General features: G+C 61.8%; 16 protein-coding genes. 5 read left to right on the top strand and 11 right to left on the bottom strand.

From position 1 onward, the window contains the following. Positions 1–28 precede the first annotated feature (28 nt). Genes F2S13_RS05370 through napE form a run of 5 tightly spaced genes read right to left on the bottom strand, consistent with a single transcriptional unit; the run spans position 29 to position 4,094 of the window. Complete coding sequence (locus tag F2S13_RS05370; protein WP_166359436.1) at positions 29–625, bottom strand: cytochrome c3 family protein; 597 nt, start codon at positions 623–625, stop codon at positions 29–31. A 9-nt stretch (positions 626–634) separates the two neighbouring features. Next, positions 635–1,120, bottom strand: coding sequence for a nitrate reductase cytochrome c-type subunit (locus F2S13_RS05365; protein WP_166359435.1), 486 nt, complete (start codon positions 1,118–1,120; stop codon positions 635–637). Between the two features lie 11 nt (positions 1,121–1,131). Further along, complete coding sequence (napA, locus tag F2S13_RS05360; protein WP_166359434.1) at positions 1,132–3,636, bottom strand: nitrate reductase catalytic subunit NapA; 2,505 nt, start codon at positions 3,634–3,636, stop codon at positions 1,132–1,134. Beyond that, a complete protein-coding gene (locus F2S13_RS05355; protein WP_166359433.1) occupies positions 3,633–3,893 on the bottom strand; it encodes a chaperone NapD in 261 nt (86 codons plus the stop codon). The genes napA and F2S13_RS05355 overlap by 4 nt, the downstream gene beginning before the upstream one ends. Before the next feature lie 33 nt (positions 3,894–3,926). Beyond that, a complete protein-coding gene (napE, locus tag F2S13_RS05350) occupies positions 3,927–4,094 on the bottom strand; it encodes a periplasmic nitrate reductase, NapE protein (protein ID WP_166359432.1) in 168 nt (55 codons plus the stop codon). Positions 4,095–4,295: 201 nt separating this feature from the next. Here napE and F2S13_RS05345 point away from each other — a divergent pair, with 201 nt between their 5' ends. The 3 genes from F2S13_RS05345 (at position 4,296) to F2S13_RS29600 (ending at position 10,244) form a co-directional block, all read left to right on the top strand. Further along, the gene (locus F2S13_RS05345; RefSeq protein WP_166359431.1) at positions 4,296–6,176 is read left to right on the top strand and encodes a DUF1302 domain-containing protein; all 1,881 of its coding nucleotides are present in this window, start codon (positions 4,296–4,298) and stop codon (positions 6,174–6,176) included. 31 nt (positions 6,177–6,207) lie between these two features. Beyond that, entirely contained in the window at positions 6,208–7,581 is a 1,374-nt protein-coding gene (locus tag F2S13_RS05340) for a DUF1329 domain-containing protein (protein WP_166359430.1), read from the top strand. Positions 7,582–7,712: 131 nt separating this feature from the next. Next, positions 7,713–10,244, top strand: coding sequence for a LuxR C-terminal-related transcriptional regulator (locus F2S13_RS29600; protein ID WP_281354535.1), 2,532 nt, complete (start codon positions 7,713–7,715; stop codon positions 10,242–10,244). A 27-nt stretch (positions 10,245–10,271) separates the two neighbouring features. Here the strand turns inward: F2S13_RS29600 and F2S13_RS05330 are convergent, their stop codons facing one another. From F2S13_RS05330 to F2S13_RS05310, 5 genes are all read right to left on the bottom strand, one after another. Beyond that, positions 10,272–11,312 carry a YeiH family protein gene (locus F2S13_RS05330; protein WP_166359429.1) on the bottom strand — a complete coding sequence of 347 codons (1,041 nt, stop codon included), beginning with the start codon at positions 11,310–11,312 and terminating at the stop codon, positions 10,272–10,274. A gap of 57 nt (positions 11,313–11,369) precedes the next feature. Beyond that, on the bottom strand, positions 11,370–11,783 hold the full coding sequence (locus tag F2S13_RS05325) for a GFA family protein (RefSeq protein WP_166359428.1): 414 nt from the start codon (positions 11,781–11,783) through the stop codon (positions 11,370–11,372). Between the two features lie 25 nt (positions 11,784–11,808). Further along, the gene (locus F2S13_RS05320) at positions 11,809–13,191 is read right to left on the bottom strand and encodes an MFS transporter (protein ID WP_166359427.1); all 1,383 of its coding nucleotides are present in this window, start codon (positions 13,189–13,191) and stop codon (positions 11,809–11,811) included. Positions 13,192–13,262: 71 nt separating this feature from the next. Further along, on the bottom strand, positions 13,263–14,261 hold the full coding sequence (locus tag F2S13_RS29335) for a flavin reductase family protein (RefSeq protein WP_246237769.1): 999 nt from the start codon (positions 14,259–14,261) through the stop codon (positions 13,263–13,265). A 67-nt stretch (positions 14,262–14,328) separates the two neighbouring features. After that, positions 14,329–15,390, bottom strand: coding sequence for an LLM class flavin-dependent oxidoreductase (locus F2S13_RS05310; RefSeq protein WP_166359426.1), 1,062 nt, complete (start codon positions 15,388–15,390; stop codon positions 14,329–14,331). An 85-nt stretch (positions 15,391–15,475) separates the two neighbouring features. Between F2S13_RS05310 and F2S13_RS05305 the strand changes: the two genes are divergently transcribed. Further along, entirely contained in the window at positions 15,476–16,399 is a 924-nt protein-coding gene (locus F2S13_RS05305; protein WP_166359425.1) for a LysR family transcriptional regulator, read from the top strand. A gap of 122 nt (positions 16,400–16,521) precedes the next feature. Beyond that, entirely contained in the window at positions 16,522–17,925 is a 1,404-nt protein-coding gene (locus F2S13_RS05300) for an MATE family efflux transporter (RefSeq protein ID WP_166359424.1), read from the top strand. Positions 17,926–17,985: 60 nt separating this feature from the next. Here the strand turns inward: F2S13_RS05300 and F2S13_RS05295 are convergent, their stop codons facing one another. Further along, positions 17,986–18,369, bottom strand: coding sequence for a VOC family protein (locus F2S13_RS05295; RefSeq protein ID WP_166359423.1), 384 nt, complete (start codon positions 18,367–18,369; stop codon positions 17,986–17,988). Between the last annotated feature and the right edge of the window lie 2 nt (positions 18,370–18,371).

The raw sequence follows: 18,371 nt of genomic DNA, 5'->3' as shown, positions 1-18,371 counted from the left end.
CAGGCCGGGCCAGGCGGGCGAGGACTGACTACCAGCCCTTCACTCCACTCATGTCCGGCAGCTTGTGCGCGATGCCCTTGTGGCAATCGATGCAGGTCGCCTCGCCGCTGGCCAGGGACGTCGAATGCATGGCTGCGGCGCGTTTGCCCTGGCGGGTGAAGTCCATGAACTGGAAGTTGTGGCAATTGCGGCATTCGCGCGAGTCGTTGGCCTTGAGTCGCGCCCACTCGTGCTCGGCCAGTTCGCGACGGTGATCGAGGAACTTCTCGCGGGTGTTGATGGTGCCGAAGATCTTGCCCCAGACCTCCTTGGATGCCTGCATCTTGCGCGCGATCTTGTGCGTCCATTCGTGGGGCACATGGCAGTCCGGGCAACTGGCGCGCACACCGGAACGGTTGGTGTAGTGGATGGTGTCCTGCAATTCGACGAACACGTTGTCACGCATTTCGTGGCACGACGTGCAGAACTTTTCCGTGTTGGTCAGCTCGAGCGCGGTGTTGAAGCCCCCCCAGAAAATGATCCCGGCGATAAATCCGCCAAGCGTCAGAAAGCCCAGGCTGTAATACACACTGGGACGACGCAGAATGCCCCAGTAATCCTTGAGCAGGGCGAACAGTGCTTTCATGGCGCCTCCTCAGGGTTTCTGCGCGGCGTTGGCATCGTCTTGCAGGATCTTGTCGATGGTCTCGAAGCTGTTGCCCACCAGCGGCTGCACTTCTTTTTGCACGACATGGCACTGGTTACAGAAATAACGACGTGGTGATACCGCGGCCAGGGCCTGACCGTCGCGGTCCATGTAGTGAGTGATGCTGATCGCCGTCGCCTGGCTCTTGGCGCTGTTGGCCCGGCTGTGACAGGACAGGCACTTGTTGCCATTCATGTCGAGCTGATAGCCGCGAATGCTATGGGGGATGGTCGGCGGCTGGTCGGGGTAGTTGCGTTCGCGCTTGAGGTCCCGGTTCTCGTCGTTGGCAATCGGCGGGGCCGGCATGCTCTGGGTCAGGGTACCGCCGGGGCGACGTCCATCGGGCCCCGGTGCATCGAGTGGATAATCGATGTCGGCGGCCAGCACCACGCCAATCGCGGCCAGCAAGAACAGAGGCAACATTCGAAATTGCATGACGGGTCTCCTCAGGCCACGCTGATCAACTCGATCCGGATCGCACACTTCTTGTAGTCGGTCTGCTTGGAAATCGGGTCGGTGGCATCGAGCGTGACCTTGTTGATCAGCTTGTTGGCATCGAAAAACGGCACGAACACCAGGCCGCGTGGCGGTTTGTTACGGCCGCGGGTTTCGATGCGTGCACGAATTTCGCCACGCCGGCTGATCAACTTCACCTCACTGCCACGGCGTGCATTCATGGCCCTGGCATCTTCCGGGTGCATGTACACCAGGGCATCGGGAACGGCCTTGTACAGCTCCTCGACGCGTTGGGTCATGCTGCCGGTGTGCCAATGTTCGAGCACCCGGCCAGTGCTCAGCCAGAACGGGTAATCGGCATCCGGGGCTTCGGCAGGCGGCTCGTAGGGGAGGGCGAAAATGATCGCCTTCTTGTCCGGCTGGCCGTAAAACTGCACTTCAGAGCCTTTCTCCACATAAGGATCGAGCCCCTCGCGGTAACGCCAGAGGGTTTCCTTGCCATCCACCACCGGCCAGCGCAGCCCACGCTCGCTGTGGTAGCGATCGAAATCGGCAAGGTCATGGCCGTGGCCCCGACCGAACTGGGCGTACTCTTCGAAAAGGCCTTTTTGCACGTAGAAGCCAAACGCCTTGGCTTCGTCATTCTTGTAACCAACCTCCATTTGCTCGACCGGAAACTGGTCGACCTGGCCATTTTTGAACAGCACCTCGAAGAGGGTCTTGCCCTTGTACTCGGGTGCCTTGGCCAGCAACTCGGCGGGCCAGACTTCATCGGTGGTGAAGCGTTTGGAGAACTCCAGCAACTGCCACAAATCCGACCTGGCATCTCCCGGCGCGCTGACCAACTGATGCCAGAACTGGGTACGGCGTTCGGCATTGCCGAAGGCACCTTCCTTCTCTACCCACATGGCGCTGGGCAGGATGAGGTCGGCGGCCTGGGCGGAAACGGTGGGGTACACATCGGAGACGATCACGAAGTTCTCGGGGCGGCGCCAGCCCGGCAGCACCTCCTGCATGATGTTGGGTCCGGCCTGCATGTTGTTGCTGGCCTGGGTCCAGTACACATTGAGCACACCGTCCTTGAGCATGCGGCTCTGCTGCACCGCGTGAAACCCGACCTTTTCCTGGACGGTGCCGGCCGGCAGCTTCCAGATTTTTTCAGCGGTGGCCCGGTGCTTGGGATTGGTCACGACCAGATCGGCGGGCAAGCGGTGAGAGAAGGTCCCGACCTCGCGCGCGGTACCGCAGGCCGAGGGTTGTCCGGTCAGGGAAAAGGGGCTGTTGCCCGGCTCACTGATCTTGCCGGTGAGCAGGTGGATGTTGTAGATCAGGTTGTTGGCCCACACCCCCCGGGTGTGCTGGTTGAAGCCCATGGTCCAGAACGACACGACCTTGCGCTTGGGGTCGGCATACAGCTCGGCCAGGGCCTTGAGCCGTTCGGCCGACACTCCGGTTTCTTTCGCGGTGCGTTCCAGGGTGTAGGGTTTGACGAAGGCGGCGAACTGCTCGTACGAGATATCGGTCCAGGTGTTGGCCTTGTCGGCGTTCTTGGCCCGGGTTTCCAGCGGGTTGTCGGGGCGCAGCCCGTAGCCGATGTCGTCGGCACCCTTGGCGAATCGCGTGTGCTTGCTGATGAAATCCTGGTTGACCGCACCGCTTTCGATGATGTGGTTGGCGATGTAATTGAGGATATACAGATCGGTTTGCGGCTTGAACACCATGGGGATGTCGGCCAGTTCGAAGCTGCGATGTTCGAAGGTGGACAACACCGCCACCTTGACGTGGGGCTGGCTCAGGCGCCGGTCAGTGACCCGGGTCCAGAGGATCGGGTGCATCTCGGCCATGTTCGAGCCCCAGAGCACGAAGGCGTCGGTGGCTTCGATGTCGTCGTAGCAACCCATCGGCTCATCCGCGCCAAAGGTGCGCATGAAGCCCATTACCGCCGACGCCATGCAGTGGCGCGCATTGGGGTCGATGTTGTTGCTGCGAAAGCCGCCCTTCATCAGCTTGTTGGCGGCATAGCCTTCCCACACCGTCCATTGCCCCGAGCCGAACATGCCGATGGATTCGGGGCCCTTGTTTTTCAATGCCTCCTTGTACTTCTGTTCCATGATATCGAAGGCCTGCTCCCAGCTGATCGCCTGGAATTCCCCCTGCTTGTCGTATTGACCGTTCTTCATGCGCAGCAGCGGCTGGGTCAGGCGGTCGACGCCGTACATGATCTTGGACAGGAAGTAACCCTTGACGCAGTTCAGGCCACGGTTGACCTCGGCCTTGATGTCGCCATGGGTGGCAACGACGCGATTGTCCCGGGTGGCGACCATCACACTACAGCCGGTGCCGCAGAAGCGGCAGGGCGCCTTGTTCCAGTCCAGGGTGACCATGTCCGCTTCGGTGACCAGGTTGCTGGCGCTGGTGAAAATCGGCAGGCCGCCAGCGGCTGCGGCAATGGCGGCGGCCTGAGCCTTGGCGAATTCGCGGCGTGTCATGCTCATTCGACATCTCCTGCGGGGTCGAGGAGTTCGTGATAGATCAGCGCTGCGTTGAGCACGCCCGGCACGTTGCTGATCTGTTCGATGCGCTCGAGGATCTGGTTTTCGTGCACGGCCTCGAGTACCACCACCATCTTGCCGAGAGGACTTTCCTGATGCAGCTCCAGGCCTGGCAACAGGCGCAGATTGGCTTTCACCGCCGCTAGCAACTCGGGACGGGCGTGGACCAGAAGGCTGGCGATATGCAGCGGCTCGTCCATTTGCGGGCTCCAATGGAGGTCAGAGAGGTTCCATCAGTTGGGTGGCCCGGGAGGGCCCAGCAGCATTTGCATGAACCAGACAAGAAAGCCGTAGCCGCCGACGATGGCGACTGACAGCAACGGAAAGAGGCAGGCGATCAGGAACAGGAAAAGGCGGGTTTCCTTGCCGCGTTGGTTTTTTTGCGCTTGGGCAGGTGGCACGGATGAACCTCCGGGCGGGCTTACTTGCAGACTAGCTCACAGCGACTGTCCGAGTGTCCGCCGCGACCGACGGCAACGCCTGCGCTGCGGATATCACTACTAGGTATGACAAAAAAAAATCACTACATCATCCCGTTACCCCCAGCACCGGGATTGATTAGTTTTGGCCCCCCGAGCAGCAGTCCACTCCGGAAAGGCCAAATGAAAACAATAAGAACCAACACCAACCTGCGTCCCCATGCCCTGGCATTCGCGATTGCGTGCTGCATCGCAGCCCCGGCCCATGCGGTCAATTTCAATGTAGGGGAGATCGAGGGGCAGTTCGATTCCTCGCTGTCGATCGGCGCCAGCTGGTCGGTGCGCAATGCCGATCAGGACCTGATCGGTGGCAACAACGGCGGCAACGGGCTTGCGCAGACTTCCGACGACGGTCACCTGAACTTCAAGAAGGGCGAAACCTTCTCCAAGATTTTCAAGGGTATTCATGACCTGGAGCTGAAGTACGGCGACACCGGCGTGTTCGTGCGTGGCAAGTACTGGTACGACTTCGAACTCAAGGATGAAAGCCGTCCGTTCAAGGACATCTCCGATAGCGGGCGGGTGGAAGGCGCCAAGTCCGCCGGCAGCCAGATCCTCGATGCCTTCGTCTACCAGAATTACCAGATTGCCGAACAGCCGGGTTCCGTGCGCCTGGGCAAGCAGGTGGTCAGCTGGGGCGAGAGTACCTTCATCCAGAACAGCATCAACTCGATCAACCCGGTCGATGCTGCCGCGTTTCGCCGGCCCGGTGCCGAGGTCAAGGAAGGCTTGATCCCGGTCAACATGTTCTTCGTGTCCCAGAGCCTGACCGACAACCTGTCGACCGAAGCCTTCTACCAGCTGGAATGGGACCAGACAGTGGTCGACAACTGCGGCACCTTCTTCGCCCAGCCGGACGTGGTGGCCGACGGTTGCACCAACAACATGCGGGTACTGTCCAAGCGCTCCGCGCTACCGGCGAACGGGGTCGCAGCATTGCAGCAGTTCTTCGGCGCCAACATCGACGAAGAAGGCGTGCTGGTACCCCGTGGTCCGGACCGCAAGGCCGACAATGACGGTCAGTACGGCCTGGCCTTGCGCTACATGTCCGATGCCCTGGGTACCGAGTTCGGCGGCTATTACATGAACTACCACAGTCGCCTGCCGTTCTTCAGCGCCACGGCGGCCAACCAGCAGGTGTTCAATTCCGCCCGCGCGGTCCTCACAGGTCCCGCCGCGGCCTTGCAGCCGATAGCGGTGGCGGCCAACTCCAGCTACTTCATGGAGTACCCGGAAGATATCCATCTGTATGGCTTGAGCTTCTCCACCACGCTGGGGGATGGAACCGCCTGGCAGGGCGAGGTCAGCTACCGGCCCAATGCACCGGTGCAGTTGAATACCCAGGATGTCTTGTTTGCCGGTGTCGGGCCGCTGGGCGGCCCGGTATTCCCCAATGCCTCGCTGCTCCAGGCTACCCCTGGGCAGGACCTGCATGGCTATCGCCGCAAGGAAATCACCCAGTTCCAGACCACGATGACGCATTTCTTCGACCAGGTCATGGGCGCCGAACGCCTGACCCTGGTGGGGGAAGTGGGCGTGGTGCACATCGGCGGCCTGGAAGACAGCTCCGAGGCCCGCTATGGTCGCGATTCAGTGTTCGGCCAGGGCCCATTGCCGGCCAGTGCGGGTGGCGCGATCAATACCTGCCGGCAACTCAACCTGGGCACGGTCGGCGCCAATGGCAAGAACCTGACCCGCTTCTGCGAAGACGACGGCTACGCCACCAGCACGGCCTGGGGTTACCGCGCCCGCGCCATCTGGGACTACAACAACGTCTTTGCCGGCATCAACCTCAAGCCAAGCATTGCCTGGTCCCATGACGTCAACGGTTATGGCCCCAACGGCCTGTTCACCGAGGGCGCCAAGGCGGCCAGCCTGGCCCTGGATGCCGACTACCGCAACACCTACACCGCAAGCCTTGCCTACACCGACTTCTTCGGTGGCACCTACAACACCTCGACCGACCGCGATTTTGTCGCGCTCAGTTTCGGCGTGAACTTCTAAGCAGTCTGTAATCACACGAGCGATCATGCCAATGAAAACAACAAAGACGCTGCTGCAAACCGGCGCCCTGGCACTGTCCCTGCTGGCTACCGCCGTCATGGCAAAAGTGCCGGCCGATCAGGCTGCACAGCTGGGCACCACCCTGACCCCCATGGGCGCAATCAAGGCCGGCAACGCTGACGGCAGCATCCCGGCCTGGACCGGCGGCCTGCCCACCACCGCCGGTACCGTGGACAGTAAAGGCTTTCTCAGCGATCCCTTCGCTGGCGAAAAGCCCTTGTTCGTCATCACTGCGGCCACTGCCGAGAAATACAAGGACAAGCTGACTGAAGGCCAGCTGGCGCTGTTCAAACGCTACCCGGACACTTACAAGATTCCGGTGTACACCACGCACCGCACCGCAGCCTTGCCCGACAAGATCTATTCGGTCATCAAGGCCAGCGCCATTAATACCGACATGGTCGATGGCGGTAACGGGCTCACCGGCTTTGCCGACAGCCACTATTACGCGTTCCCCATGCCCAGGAGCGGCGTCGAAGTGGTCTGGAACCACATCACCCGCTACCGCGGCGGCAACGTCAAGCGCCTGGGGACCCGCGTGCAGCCACTGGCCGACGGCAGCTTCAACATGATTCAGCTGGATGAGGAAATCTCTTATCCGCAAGAGCTGCCAGACCTGGACAAGAGCAAGGCTGACAACATCCTGTTCTACTTCATGCAGAAAGTGACGGCACCGGCACGCCTGGCCGGCAATGTGCTGCTGCTCCACGAAACCATCGACCAGGTCAAGGAACCACGCCTGGCCTGGCTGTACAACGCAGGGCAGCGCCGCGTGCGCCGTGCGCCGCAAGTGGCCTATGACGGCCCGGCCACGGCTGCCGATGGCCTGGCCACGGCCGACAACTATGACATGTTTGCCGGCGCGACCGACCGCTACAACTGGGAGCTGGTCGGCAAGAAGGAACTGTACATCCCCTACAACAGCTACAAGCTCGATTCGCCGAACCTGAAGTACGCCGACATCCTCAAGGCCGGGCATATCAACCAGGACCTGACCCGCTATGAGTTGCACCGGGTCTGGGAGGTCGTGGCCACGGTCAAGCCCAACGAGCGTCACATCTATGCGAAGCGGCACATGTATTTCGACGAGGATACCTGGCAGGTGGCCGAAGTGGACCACTATGACGGCCGCGGTCAGCTCTGGCGCGTCGGGGAAGGGCATGCCCAGCAGTATTACAACAAGCAAGTCCCGGCCTATACCGCCGAGACACTCTATGACCTGCAGGCCGGTCGTTATTCGGTACTGGGCTTGAAGAACGAGGAAGCGCGCAGCATCGAGTTCGGTGCCACGGCATCGGCCACCAGTTATACTCCGGCGGCATTGCGTCAGGCTGGGGTTCGCTAAACGCGGTAGATACACGTCTCTCCGTGTTTTGGGCGGCTCACCAGCCGCCCTTTTTTTTGTGGAAAGTTGCAGGAGCGGGCCTGTCTCTGTAACGATGATCTACCTGACCTGCTGATCGAATGAGTGCATTGATGCCAAACGTTTTGAACGACTACGGCATGCCCTCCGAGTCTCTGCGCCTGCCCCGGGGTCATTTGCCCCGGCCGCGCCTTTGCGACGCATTGCTGCAAGCCGATTGCCGTCTGCGCATGCTCTGCGCCCCCGCGGGCAGTGGCAAAAGCGTGATTCTCGGCGAGTGTGCGCAGCGCTGTCCCGCCGGTACGCGGCTGATCTATCTGGACCTGCAAGACCGGCACAAACAGCCTGATGCGTGGTTGCAGCGCCTGGCGTACGCACTGGCTGCCGCCAGTGCCGACAAACACGCCATCGTCACTGCGCTGGAAAGCCTTGAACAACCCTTGTGGATCTTTCTGGACAACTATCCGCGCTTGCCGGACAGCCCGCTCGACAGCCTGCTCAATGATCTGATCCTGTCTTCCAGGCATCGAACCCAATGGTGGATCGCCAGCCGCCGCCGTCCGCAGATGCAACTGGCGCGGCTGTTGCTGGAAGGGGAGTTGTTCGAACTCGACGCTGCCGAACTTGCGTTCAGCGAAAACGAAGTCGAGCAATTGCTGAAGTCCGGCGGGCAGCAGTGGCCGAGGACCGCTATCGGTGAGCTGTACGCCACCTCGCAGGGATGGTGTGCCGGGGTTCGCTTGCGCCTGTTGGGGGTTGCGTCGGGGCAGCCAGCGTCTGTCGAGCGCAATGACGCCATGCTGGCGGACTACATGAAGAGTGAAGTGCTCTTTGATTTGCCGGACGATTGGCAGTACGCACTTTTTTCCCTGGCGCATCTGCACGATTTCGATGCGGCGCTCTGCGAGCAACTGCTTGGGGTGGGCGAAGGCGGTCAGTTGCTTGAGCAATTGATCGCGTGCGGATTGTTCATCGAACCGACCGGCACCGAGAGCAAGCGCTTCAGGGTGTTTCCAATGCTTGCACCGCTGCTGGCCGCACAACTGCCGGCGCCGATGTCCAAGGCTGTCTATCGCAATGCCTGCCAATGGCATGTCAGCCAGGGCGAGGTGCGCAGTGCCCTGGAATATGCACTCAAGGCCGATCAACCCGAAGTCGCCGCCAGCCTCATGCAGCACTATACCCGCGACCATATCCTGCAAGGCCGCAGCCTGGCACTGCTGACCCAGTGGTGCAACGAGCTGCCCGATTCATTGCTCAGCAGTACGCCACGTCTGGTCCTGCTCAATGCCTGGGCACAGTTGCTCGGTGGCCGGCTCGACCAGGCCCGGGAGTATGTCGAGCAACTGGTGCGTTTCACGCCGCAACCCAATGCGATGTACCAGCAGGATGTGATCGCCCAATGGAAGGCGGTTGTCGCCAACGTGGCGTTTCATCGGGGCACCGCCGAACAGGCTCGCAGCCTGTTGCAAGAGGCCGTCGAAGAGCTGCCCGAGTACGCCTGGGGGCAACGTTTGTTCTGTTGTGCCCTGCAGGCCGAACAGGCATTGATCGAAGGCCGTTTCGACGAGGTTCAGGCAGTCAACCGTCGCGGCATCAAACAGGCACGCGAGCTGGCGAGCCTGGCGATGGAAAGCATTTTCGCCTTGAGCCATGTGAAACTGCTGGAACTGCGCGGAGAACTCCTGCGTGGCGAAACCCTTCTCAAGCAGCTCTATCACGAGCTGTCGATTGCCTGGAACGAAGAGCCCAGCCCCATCCGTGCACGTGTCCAGTTACGCCGTGGCGCACTGCATCTGCAACGGGGGCACTTTGACGAGGCCCAGGCGTGCTTTCAGGCCGGATTGCAGGAATGCCGCGATTGCGCCGACCCAGTGGAATTCTGGGGCCACCTGGGGCTGGCCGAACTGGACGGCCTGTTCGGCGATTTCGCCAGCGGCTTTTCCCGCATTGCCCATGCCGAGCGCCTGCTGCAGGTCGCTCACGTGAGTGTGCCCATGTATCAAGGGCCGCTGATCAAGGTCAAGGCTCGACTCTTGTTGCGCCAGGGGCGCTGGGCCCAGGCAGAAACGGCCTTGCTCGAACTTCCCAGGCAAGCGATGCGGTTCTCACCCTACGGGATGCCCGACCTGCACCTGCGACTGCGCCTGTTGCTGTTGCAGGCACAACTGGCCGGTGGTGCAGAAAATCAAACCGTGGAAGCGCTCTGCGTCATGCATCGCCAGACCCTGGAGGAGGGGCGGCGACCTCTGGCCTGTGAAGTGGGCCTGATCCTGGCCGAAGGCCTTTATGAGACCAACAGAACGGATCAGGCCAAGCAGGTGATGCGCGATGCACTGGCCATGGCCCGGCAAATGGGCCTGGTGACCGTCGAGCGCGACTTCGCCCTGCGCAATCCGACTCTGATGCGCTGGGGCGGCGAAACCGGCGGTCCGCAAGGCGCGCCGCAAACGCTGCTGACCCGTCGCGAGCGCGATGTGCTGAAACTGATCGCCAAGGGTTATTCCAATCAGCAAATCGCTGACACGCTGTTCATCTCGCTGCATACCGTCAAGACCCATGCCCAGCGCGTCAACACCAAACTGGGCGTCGCCCGGCGCACCCAGGCGGTGGTGCGGGCCAAGGAGTTGGGATTGGCCGATTGAGCCGGTATGGCGCAGGGTGACTTCGGTTCATCGACCCAGGTAAAGAAGGCCAATCACCAGTACTGCGAGGAACAGTGTCTCGCCCACCAGCAAGGCGATCGGGCGCCAGCCAACTGAAGCGAGTTTTTGCAGTGAAGTTTTCAACCCCAGCGCGGCGATGGCGATCACCAGGCAACCACGCGACGTTTCGCTCATTGCGCCGGCCACTGAGGCGGGCAGGAAACCACTGCTGTTGACCGCGACCAGGCAGATGAAAGCCACCAGGAATCCCGGGACGAGAGGTATCCGCCGCCCGCTATCGGCCTGGGTGCTCTGCTGACGGCGGAACAACCAGGCAACCACCACGACCGCAGGCACAAGCAGTGCCACGCGCAGCAGCTTCACAACAGTGGCGATATCACCGGTGGCTGGAGAAATCATGTAGCCGGCACCGACCACCTGCGCCACGTCATGAATGGTGCCACCCAGAAAGATCCCGGTGTGTTCAGGCGACAGACCCAGCAGTTTGCCGATGATTGGATAAGTGATCATCGCCACCGTCGAGAGTCCCGTGACACCCACCACTGTCAGCAACGTATCGCGCTCGCTGTTCTCATGCTTGGGCAGCACGGCGGAAATCGCCAGGGCCGCCGAAGCGCCACAAATGGCGACGGCGCCACCGGTCAGCACGCCGAAGTCGGCACGCAGGTTCAGCAGGCGAGCACTTGTCCAGCCGACAAGAATGGTCGCGGTGACCGCAAACACGGCGGCCAGAACCGTTTCCAGACCCAGCGAACCGATCTGCTCCAGCGTTATACGCGCGCCCAGCAAGGCGACACCTATGCGCAGAATCGTCCGTGAGGTGAACTCTATGCCCGGCAGGCAGCGGCTGTCCTCGCTCAGGAAGTGGCAAGCCATTCCAAAAAGCAAGGCGTAGAGCAGCGTGGGACCGCCGTAGTGATCGGCGATGAAAGCCGAGGCCATGGCGATCGCCAGGCTGACCATCAACCCGGGGGCGAGGGTCTGCAGGCGGGTCAGCAGTTGTCGGGGTACGCTGACGGGGGCGGCGCAGTGTGCGTCTTTGATCATGGGGATGGTCTCGTGCACGACCGGCTGCAGCTTGCCGTCAGCCGGTCCGTGAGGTTGTCACTCGGTGGGGGTCTGCTCGAAGCATGGCAGCGTGCGGTCGATGACGACCCAGGGCTGCGCTGAAGCGCACCACAGGTGCAGGTTCGGCGTGGCGCTGGCCGGATAGGCCAGGGTGCCGGCCTTGACCGCCAATACGCCGGGCATCGTGGCGATATCGGAATACAGGGCCGAGCCGCAGCCGGTGCAGAAGTAGCGCTTGACCGGCAGGCCGCTACCGCCGGCCTTGGTATAGCAACCGAGACTCGCGCCCTCGACTTTGAAGCCATCGGCTGGCATCAGCAGGTTGACCGAGAAGGCACTGCCGGACTGTTTCTGGCAGTCGCTGCAATGGCAGACCGCGGTGGACAGTGGCTGCAGATGGCTGGAGTAATGGATGCCGCCGCACAGGCAGCTGCCTTTGATAGTGTTCATGAGCGTTCTCTTTCTTGTGGAGGTGTCAGGTCGCGGTAGCGGGCTGCCAGTCGCGGGCCAGCAGGGCGGTTTGCTTGAAGCTGTGGCGGGCGAGCAGGAACAGCGGGCACGCCAGGACGCAGGCAATCAGGGTGACGATCAGGAGCGAGTAGCCAATGGCGGCGCGGTCGACCAGCACGTAGTCGGTGATTGCACCCACCGCAACCGGACCAATGCCGACACCCAGCAGATTGAGCACGCCGGTATACAGGGCGATGAACTGTCCGCGCATGGGGGCAGGCGCTACTTCGACGATCAACGCCGGGCCGATGCCGAACAGGCTGACCCAGAGGGCCGCGGTCAGGGCCAGGAACGGCAGCGCCAATGGGGCACTGGGGGCCAGCAGAAGCGGCGTGGCGCACAACGGCAGGACGATACTGGCGATGATAGCGACGCGCAGGTTGCCATTGGCCACGCCACGACGGCGCCAGTAATCACCCAGCCAGCTGAAGCCGATAACACTCAGGGGCGAGCTGACGCACATGATCAGCCCCATCACTGTGCCGGCCTCGGCGTAACTCCAGCCGAACGCGCGGACCAGGTAGCTGGGTACCCAGGCGCCGCCGCCGTACACCGCGGCGTTGTAGCAGCCCATGCCGATGATGATGGTGAAGAAGGTGCGCCGGTTTGTGCGCACAAAGGCCAGCACTTCCCTCATCGGCACCGCCGGCGGGGCTGAAGCCTTGGTGATCCGTCCAGCACGATTCTGTCGCGGCTCCGGCACGCCGAACATCAGCATCAGAATAAACAGGCCCGGCAGGCCGATCGACATCAGCGTGGTCTGCCAGGGTGCCAGGGTGCCGAGCAAGGGCAGCGTCAGTGGATGGGCGCTGAAGTAGCCAAGTACCAGGCCGGTGGCAAGCAGACCGCCGCCAACGCCGACCGGGCCACCGGCGCCAAACACGCCGAGTGCGCGGCCGCGTTTCTGCGGCACGAACAGGTCGCTGATCAGCGACACGGCGCCCGGCAGCAGCACGGCTTCGCCAACCGCCACGCCGACCCGTGCCAGCAGCAAATGCCAGAACTCTGTGGCCAGGCCGCTGGCGGCTGTGGCCAGGCACCACAGGCCAATGCCGGTAGCGATGATGGTTCGGCGGTTGCCGCGGTCGATCAGGCGGGCGATCGGCAGGCCAGCCAGGGAGTAGAAGGCAGCGAACGTGAAGCCATGGAGCATGCCCATCCAGGTGTCGTTGACGTGCAACGATTGCTGGATGGGCCCGACCAGCAGGCTGAGGACCTGCCGGTCCATGATCGAGAAGACGTAGGCCAGCAGCAGCACGCCGAGGGCATAGTTGGCTTGGCCACGGCTGGGCAGCATTCGTGCGGCGCAGGGCGTGGCCGTGGCTTTGATGGTGGTTGTGCTCGTCATCGACGATGACCTCCTGGACTTGTTCTAGACATCGAGTCCGCGCGGCGTACAGGTCGCCGCGCGGTGCTGCGTTAGCGCGCCGAAACGATGGTGTCGGGTTGCTGCCAGAGGTTGTTGTCCTGCCAGATGTTTTCCTTGCGCCAGTGCGCCGGCAGTTCAGCGCCGGTGTGCTGGATGACGCGGCCGATCAGCAGTTTGAGTTGCTGCGCCTCGTCGAAAGACAGCGCTTCCAGCGCTGTCATCTCGGCGGCCTTGGCGAAGGCCAGCCACTGGATGGCCAGTTGCCGGCCCTTGGCGGTGAACAGCACGCGATTGTCTTCCAGTGTCAGCAGCTCCTTGTGCAGCCAGAGCGCCAGCTGTTGTTCGCCCAGCACCTTGCCGGTGAACTCGAACAGTTGGGTCAGCTCGCCCAGAGTCCGGCCTTCGCTGAAACTGAGGATGCCCAGCAGCTCGAAGTCCTGGTCCTGCATGCCCATGGCGTTCAACTGCTGGCGAATCGGCAATTGCAGTTGGTAATAGGCGCGACCGAGGAGGAAGCCGAGCCAGTTTTCGCCATAGATGACATTTTCCCGGCTCTGCGCGGCGGCAGGCACCAGGCGTCGGTAGCCGCCGCTGTGGAACACCAGCGGCGCCTTGTCGAAGCGGTCGAATGCCAGCACTTCACCGACCAGGATGATGTGGTCACCACCCTCGTACTGATAGGTGGTCCTGCACTGGAAGCGCGCCGAGCAGCCATCCAGCAGCGGAATTTCGCTGGGGCCGCGTTGCAGGTCGAGACCGGTGAACTTGTCAGCGCCGCTTTTGGCGAAGCGGTTGGACAGCGGCTCCTGATCGGTTGCCAGGATGTGCACGGCGAAGTGCGAGCCTTCGGTGAAGGCGTGGGCCGACGAGGAGTCCTTGTTGATGCTCCACAGCACCATCGGCGGGTCGATCGATACCGAATTGAAGCTGTTGGCGGTCAATCCGTAATCCTGACCATCCGGGCCGCGGGTGGTGACGATGGTCACCCCGGTGGTGAAGGCGCCGAGCGCCTGGCGGAACTGCTTGGGATCGAAGTGGCTGGTGTTCATCAATGGGGACTCCAGATACCGCCGGGCGTGCCGGCGGCTGATTGTTATTGGACAGGAGTGCAGTGGCTCAGCGCTTAAGCAGCGGCATGACCAGGCGGCCGAAGCGTTCTGCTTCTTCGTGATGCGGGTAGCCGGAAAGGCAGAAACCGCTGCAGCCGGCATCGACGAATGCCAGCAACTGGTCGGCGACCTGCTGCGGATTGCCGACCACGGCAATACCGGCACCGGGGCGCACTTCGGTGATGCCGGTCCACAGGTGCGGGGTCATCTTGCGGCCGGCGGTCCTGGAGAGCTCTTTCATGCGCTGGTTGGCAACCGACTCGGCCATCATGGTCTTGACCTGTTCGGTCCAGGCCTGATCGGCACCGTTGACCAGGGTATCTGCCGCAGCCCAGGCTTCCTCTTCGGTTTCCCTGCAGATGATCTGCAGGCGCATGGCGAACTCGATTTCTTCGCCCCGGCCATATTTGGCAGCCCGCTCGCGCATTTCCTTGATCTGTTCGGCGATGCGCTCCGGGTAGTCGCCCCAGAACAGGTGTACGGCGGAGTGCTTGGCGGAAATTTCTGCGGCATGCTCCGAACCACCGCCGAGGAAGAACGGCGGGTGGGGTTGCTGGTAGGGGCCGGGTATGACTTTCGGGCCGTGTGCCTGGTGGTACTTGCCTTCGTATTCCACGCCTTCCTCGGTCCACAGGCGCTTCATCAGCTCGACTTCTTCCTCCAGCTGCTCGTAGCGCGCTTCCTTGGAAACGATCTGCCCCTCGGCATAGGCGTCTTTCTCGCTGAGACCGGCGATCAGGTTGATGTAGATGCGACCTTTGGACAGTTGGTCGAAGGTGGAAAACATCTTGGCCTGGGCGACCGGGTGGATGAAGCCGGGCTTGACCGCGATCAAGGCTTTGAGCTTCTGGGTACGGGCGATCAGGAACGAGGCGGTTACCCAGGCATCCCAGCAGAAGGGCGTGACTGGGACCAGTGCGTAATCGAACCCGGCCTGTTCGGCGGCGATGGCAACCCGCTCGAAATGTTCGAGGGAATTCGGGATGCTTTTGCTCGGATCGCTGAAGGCCGTGGTATCGCCAATGGTTGGAATGAACCAACCCATCTGCAGGGGTTTGTTGTTATTCATGCTTGGGCTCTTGCACACAGGGAACGGTTGAGCCACTACATCAAAATCTCTACAGTGAGGGAAATGAATAGGTAGAATTTCAGGCATGCACAATCTGAATACGCGTACCCTCGATCTGAACCTGCTGGTGGTCTTCGCCACCCTGTGGGAGACGCAGAACGTCACGCGCGCCGGTGAGCGCCTGGCGCTCAGTCAGCCGGCGGTGAGCCATGCCTTGCGGCGACTGCGCGAGCGTCTGGGCGATGAACTCTTTGTCACTGGACGCAATGGCCTGGTGCCGACCACGCGCGCGGCCGAACTGATCGGCCCGGTGCGTGAGGCCCTGAGCCGCCTGGACGAAGTGCTGCAAGGCTCCGCACCCTTCGTGCCGGCTGCCGCGCAACGCAAGTTCCGAATTGCCTCCGGCGATTTCGTTGAGTTCCTGATCCTGCCGAAGCTGATCCAGCACATCGCCCGTGAGGCGCCGGGGGTGATGATCGAGGTGGTGCCGCTGCCGCCCAGCGATGCCTTGCCACTGCTGCTGGAGAACGGTGAAATCGATCTGGTCATCAACACACCCTTGGCGCTGGGTGCTGTGCTGCGCGAGGAGCCGATCACCACGGTTTCGCTGCTCACGCTGATCTGGCAGCGCGAAGGCTTGCCGCCCGGACGCTTTCCGCTCGACCTCTACCTGGAGCGACCGCAGGTGATGATCGAAATGCACCAGAGGGAGGGCAACATCATCGACGCGACCTTACAGGCCCAGGGGCTGGCTCGTCGTATCGGTGTACTGGTGCAGAACTTCATGGCGATGCCGGTGATCGCTTCGCAGACGGGTTATATCTGCAATCTGCCGGGGCCGATTGCACGGGTTTTCGCCCAAGCGTTCGGCCTCAGTTGCCACCAGCCGCCGGTGGACTTCCCCGAACCCGAATTGATTGCCTACTGGCATGCTCGGTTCGATGCCGATCCAGGTTTGAAATGGTTGCGTGAGCAGATAAAGGATTGTGCGGTCTCCGAGCCGGCGTGAAGGTGGCTTTTGGTATGCACGCCACGAATACGTGAAATTTCAACACTTCATTTTACTCATGCCACTTGCAACGCTCCAATGGAGGTCAATGCCCGAACAATAAAACGTACAAGGGGAAATGCATGACTGCTGTTGATCCGCGCACACGCCTATTGCTGGAGGCGCCTATTGTGCCAACCGTCCTGCGACTGGCGGCGCCTAACGTGATGGTAATGATCGTGCAGGCCTCCGTCGGCCTCATCGAAACCTGGTTTGTAGGCAAGCTTGGCGGCGATGCGCTGGCCGCCATGGCCCTGGTATTTCCGATTGTCATGCTGATGCAGATGAGTTCCGCGGGCGCAATTGGCGGCGGCATCGCGTCCTCGATTGCGCGAGCCCTCGGCTCGCAACGCCGCGATGACGCGGATGCGCTGGTACTCCACGCAATGGTCATCGCGCTTGGCTTCGGCCTTGCATTCACGGTGACGCTCCTGCTGGGAGGTCGCTGGCTGTATGCGCAGATGGGGGGCACCGGGGCGTCGCTTGAGGCGGCGTTGGTCTACTCGCACTGGGTATTTGCAGGTGCCGTGCTGGTATGGCTTTTCAACGCACTGTCAGCGGTGATCCGGGGTACCGGCAACATGGCAGTGCCCGCCAATGTAACGGTCGCAGGTGCTGTCGTGCTTATCCCGCTGTCACCCTTGCTCATCTTCGGCTGGGGGCCGATTCCCGGCATGGGCATTGCCGGCGGTGCTGCGGCGCTGCTCCTTTACTATCTCGGCGGTACGCTGGCGCTGTGGATGTACCTGCGCTCACCGCGCAGCCTGCTCAAGCCGAAGCTGACGAGCGTACGGCTTCGCTGGCCACTGTTTCGCGACATCCTGCGCATTGGCATGGTCGGCATGATTGCAACGGTGTCCACTAACCTGTCGATTGGCATCGCGACGGCGCTGTCGGGGCAATTCGGCCCGGACGCGATTGCGGGGTACGGCACTGCCGCACGCCTTGAGTACTTGCTGGTGCCGCTGGCATTCGGCTTTGGCGCGCCGCTGTTGGCCATGGTCGGTACCTGCATCGGTGCCGGCGACCGGGCTCGCGCCCTCAAAGCCGCGTGGGTTGGCGCCGCGATAACGTTTGCGATCACCGAAACGATCGGTCTGTCAGCGGCGATCTTCCCACGGTCCTGGCTGATGTTGTTCGGCAACGAGCCCGCCATGCTGGAAGCCGGAACCCAATACCTGCAGATAGTCGGACCGTTGTACGGTTTCTTCGGCCTGGGGCAGGTTCTGCATTTCGCATCGCAAGGGGCTGGGCGCCTGTTCTGGCCTGTGACGGGAAACCTCGCACGCCTGGGGGTGGCCGGCCTCGGCGGATGGCTTGCCTTGCGTTGGGGTGCAGACCTGGTGCACGTCTTCATTGCGCAAGGCGTAGCGTTCGTGGTGTATGGCCTGGTTATAACGACTGCGATCGCTGGCGGTGCGTGGTTTGGCCGCGTGGGTTGGCCACGCAGCACTGCCGCTTTGATGCGGCGTATCCAGGCGACCTGATCATTTCTGTTCGAGAGCCGTGAGGCAAAGCGCGGCTGGGCGTAGCAGCCGCGCCTGAGCTTATTCTTCCGAGAAGGAATAAACAGCCAACTTGTTGCCATCCAGATCACGCGCGTAAGCCGCGAATGCATTGGGTGCCCAAGCGCGTTCGCCTACAGCCCCTTCGTCTTTCGCTCCCAGAGCAAGCGCTGCTTCGTGGAAGGCTTTTACCGCAGTACGATTTGGCGCGTTAAAGCTGATTGTCACGCCGTTGCCTACGGAAGCCGGCTGTCCATTCGCAGGTTTAAGAACGAAAAACGAAGGCTTGTCTTGACCCCAGATAGAGCCGTTTTCACCAAGGTCAGCGAGGCGCTTCAAACCAATTTTGGCCAGAACCTGATCATAGAATTTCCGTGCTTCTTCAAGGTTCTGGGTACCAACTGTTACGTGAGTAAATACAGACATTT

Origin of the sequence: Pseudomonas akapageensis, from assembly GCF_011355085.1 — a bacterium.
Taxonomy (GTDB): Bacteria; Pseudomonadota; Gammaproteobacteria; order Pseudomonadales; family Pseudomonadaceae; genus Aquipseudomonas; species Aquipseudomonas akapageensis.
Note: the sequence above shows the minus strand (reverse complement) of the source record. Positions and strands in the feature narration are given on the sequence as shown.

What these genes read in the sequence shown, in the direction of transcription:
- F2S13_RS05370 (WP_166359436.1), bottom strand. Translation starts at nt 625, where the DNA reads ATGAAAGCACTGTTCGCCCTGCTCAAGGATTACTGGGGCATTCTGCGT.
- F2S13_RS05365 (WP_166359435.1), bottom strand. Translation starts at nt 1,120, where the DNA reads ATGCAATTTCGAATGTTGCCTCTGTTCTTGCTGGCCGCGATTGGCGTG.
- napA (WP_166359434.1), bottom strand. Translation starts at nt 3,636, where the DNA reads ATGAGCATGACACGCCGCGAATTCGCCAAGGCTCAGGCCGCCGCCATT.
- F2S13_RS05355 (WP_166359433.1), bottom strand. Translation starts at nt 3,893, where the DNA reads ATGGACGAGCCGCTGCATATCGCCAGCCTTCTGGTCCACGCCCGTCCC.
- F2S13_RS05345 (WP_166359431.1), top strand. Translation starts at nt 4,296, where the DNA reads ATGAAAACAATAAGAACCAACACCAACCTGCGTCCCCATGCCCTGGCA.
- F2S13_RS05340 (WP_166359430.1), top strand. Translation starts at nt 6,208, where the DNA reads ATGAAAACAACAAAGACGCTGCTGCAAACCGGCGCCCTGGCACTGTCC.
- F2S13_RS29600 (WP_281354535.1), top strand. Translation starts at nt 7,713, where the DNA reads ATGCCAAACGTTTTGAACGACTACGGCATGCCCTCCGAGTCTCTGCGC.
- F2S13_RS05330 (WP_166359429.1), bottom strand. Translation starts at nt 11,312, where the DNA reads ATGATCAAAGACGCACACTGCGCCGCCCCCGTCAGCGTACCCCGACAA.
- F2S13_RS05325 (WP_166359428.1), bottom strand. Translation starts at nt 11,783, where the DNA reads ATGAACACTATCAAAGGCAGCTGCCTGTGCGGCGGCATCCATTACTCC.
- F2S13_RS05320 (WP_166359427.1), bottom strand. Translation starts at nt 13,191, where the DNA reads ATGACGAGCACAACCACCATCAAAGCCACGGCCACGCCCTGCGCCGCA.
- F2S13_RS29335 (WP_246237769.1), bottom strand. Translation starts at nt 14,261, where the DNA reads ATGAACACCAGCCACTTCGATCCCAAGCAGTTCCGCCAGGCGCTCGGC.
- F2S13_RS05310 (WP_166359426.1), bottom strand. Translation starts at nt 15,390, where the DNA reads ATGAATAACAACAAACCCCTGCAGATGGGTTGGTTCATTCCAACCATT.
- F2S13_RS05305 (WP_166359425.1), top strand. Translation starts at nt 15,476, where the DNA reads ATGCACAATCTGAATACGCGTACCCTCGATCTGAACCTGCTGGTGGTC.
- F2S13_RS05300 (WP_166359424.1), top strand. Translation starts at nt 16,522, where the DNA reads ATGACTGCTGTTGATCCGCGCACACGCCTATTGCTGGAGGCGCCTATT.
- F2S13_RS05295 (WP_166359423.1), bottom strand. Translation starts at nt 18,369, where the DNA reads ATGTCTGTATTTACTCACGTAACAGTTGGTACCCAGAACCTTGAAGAA.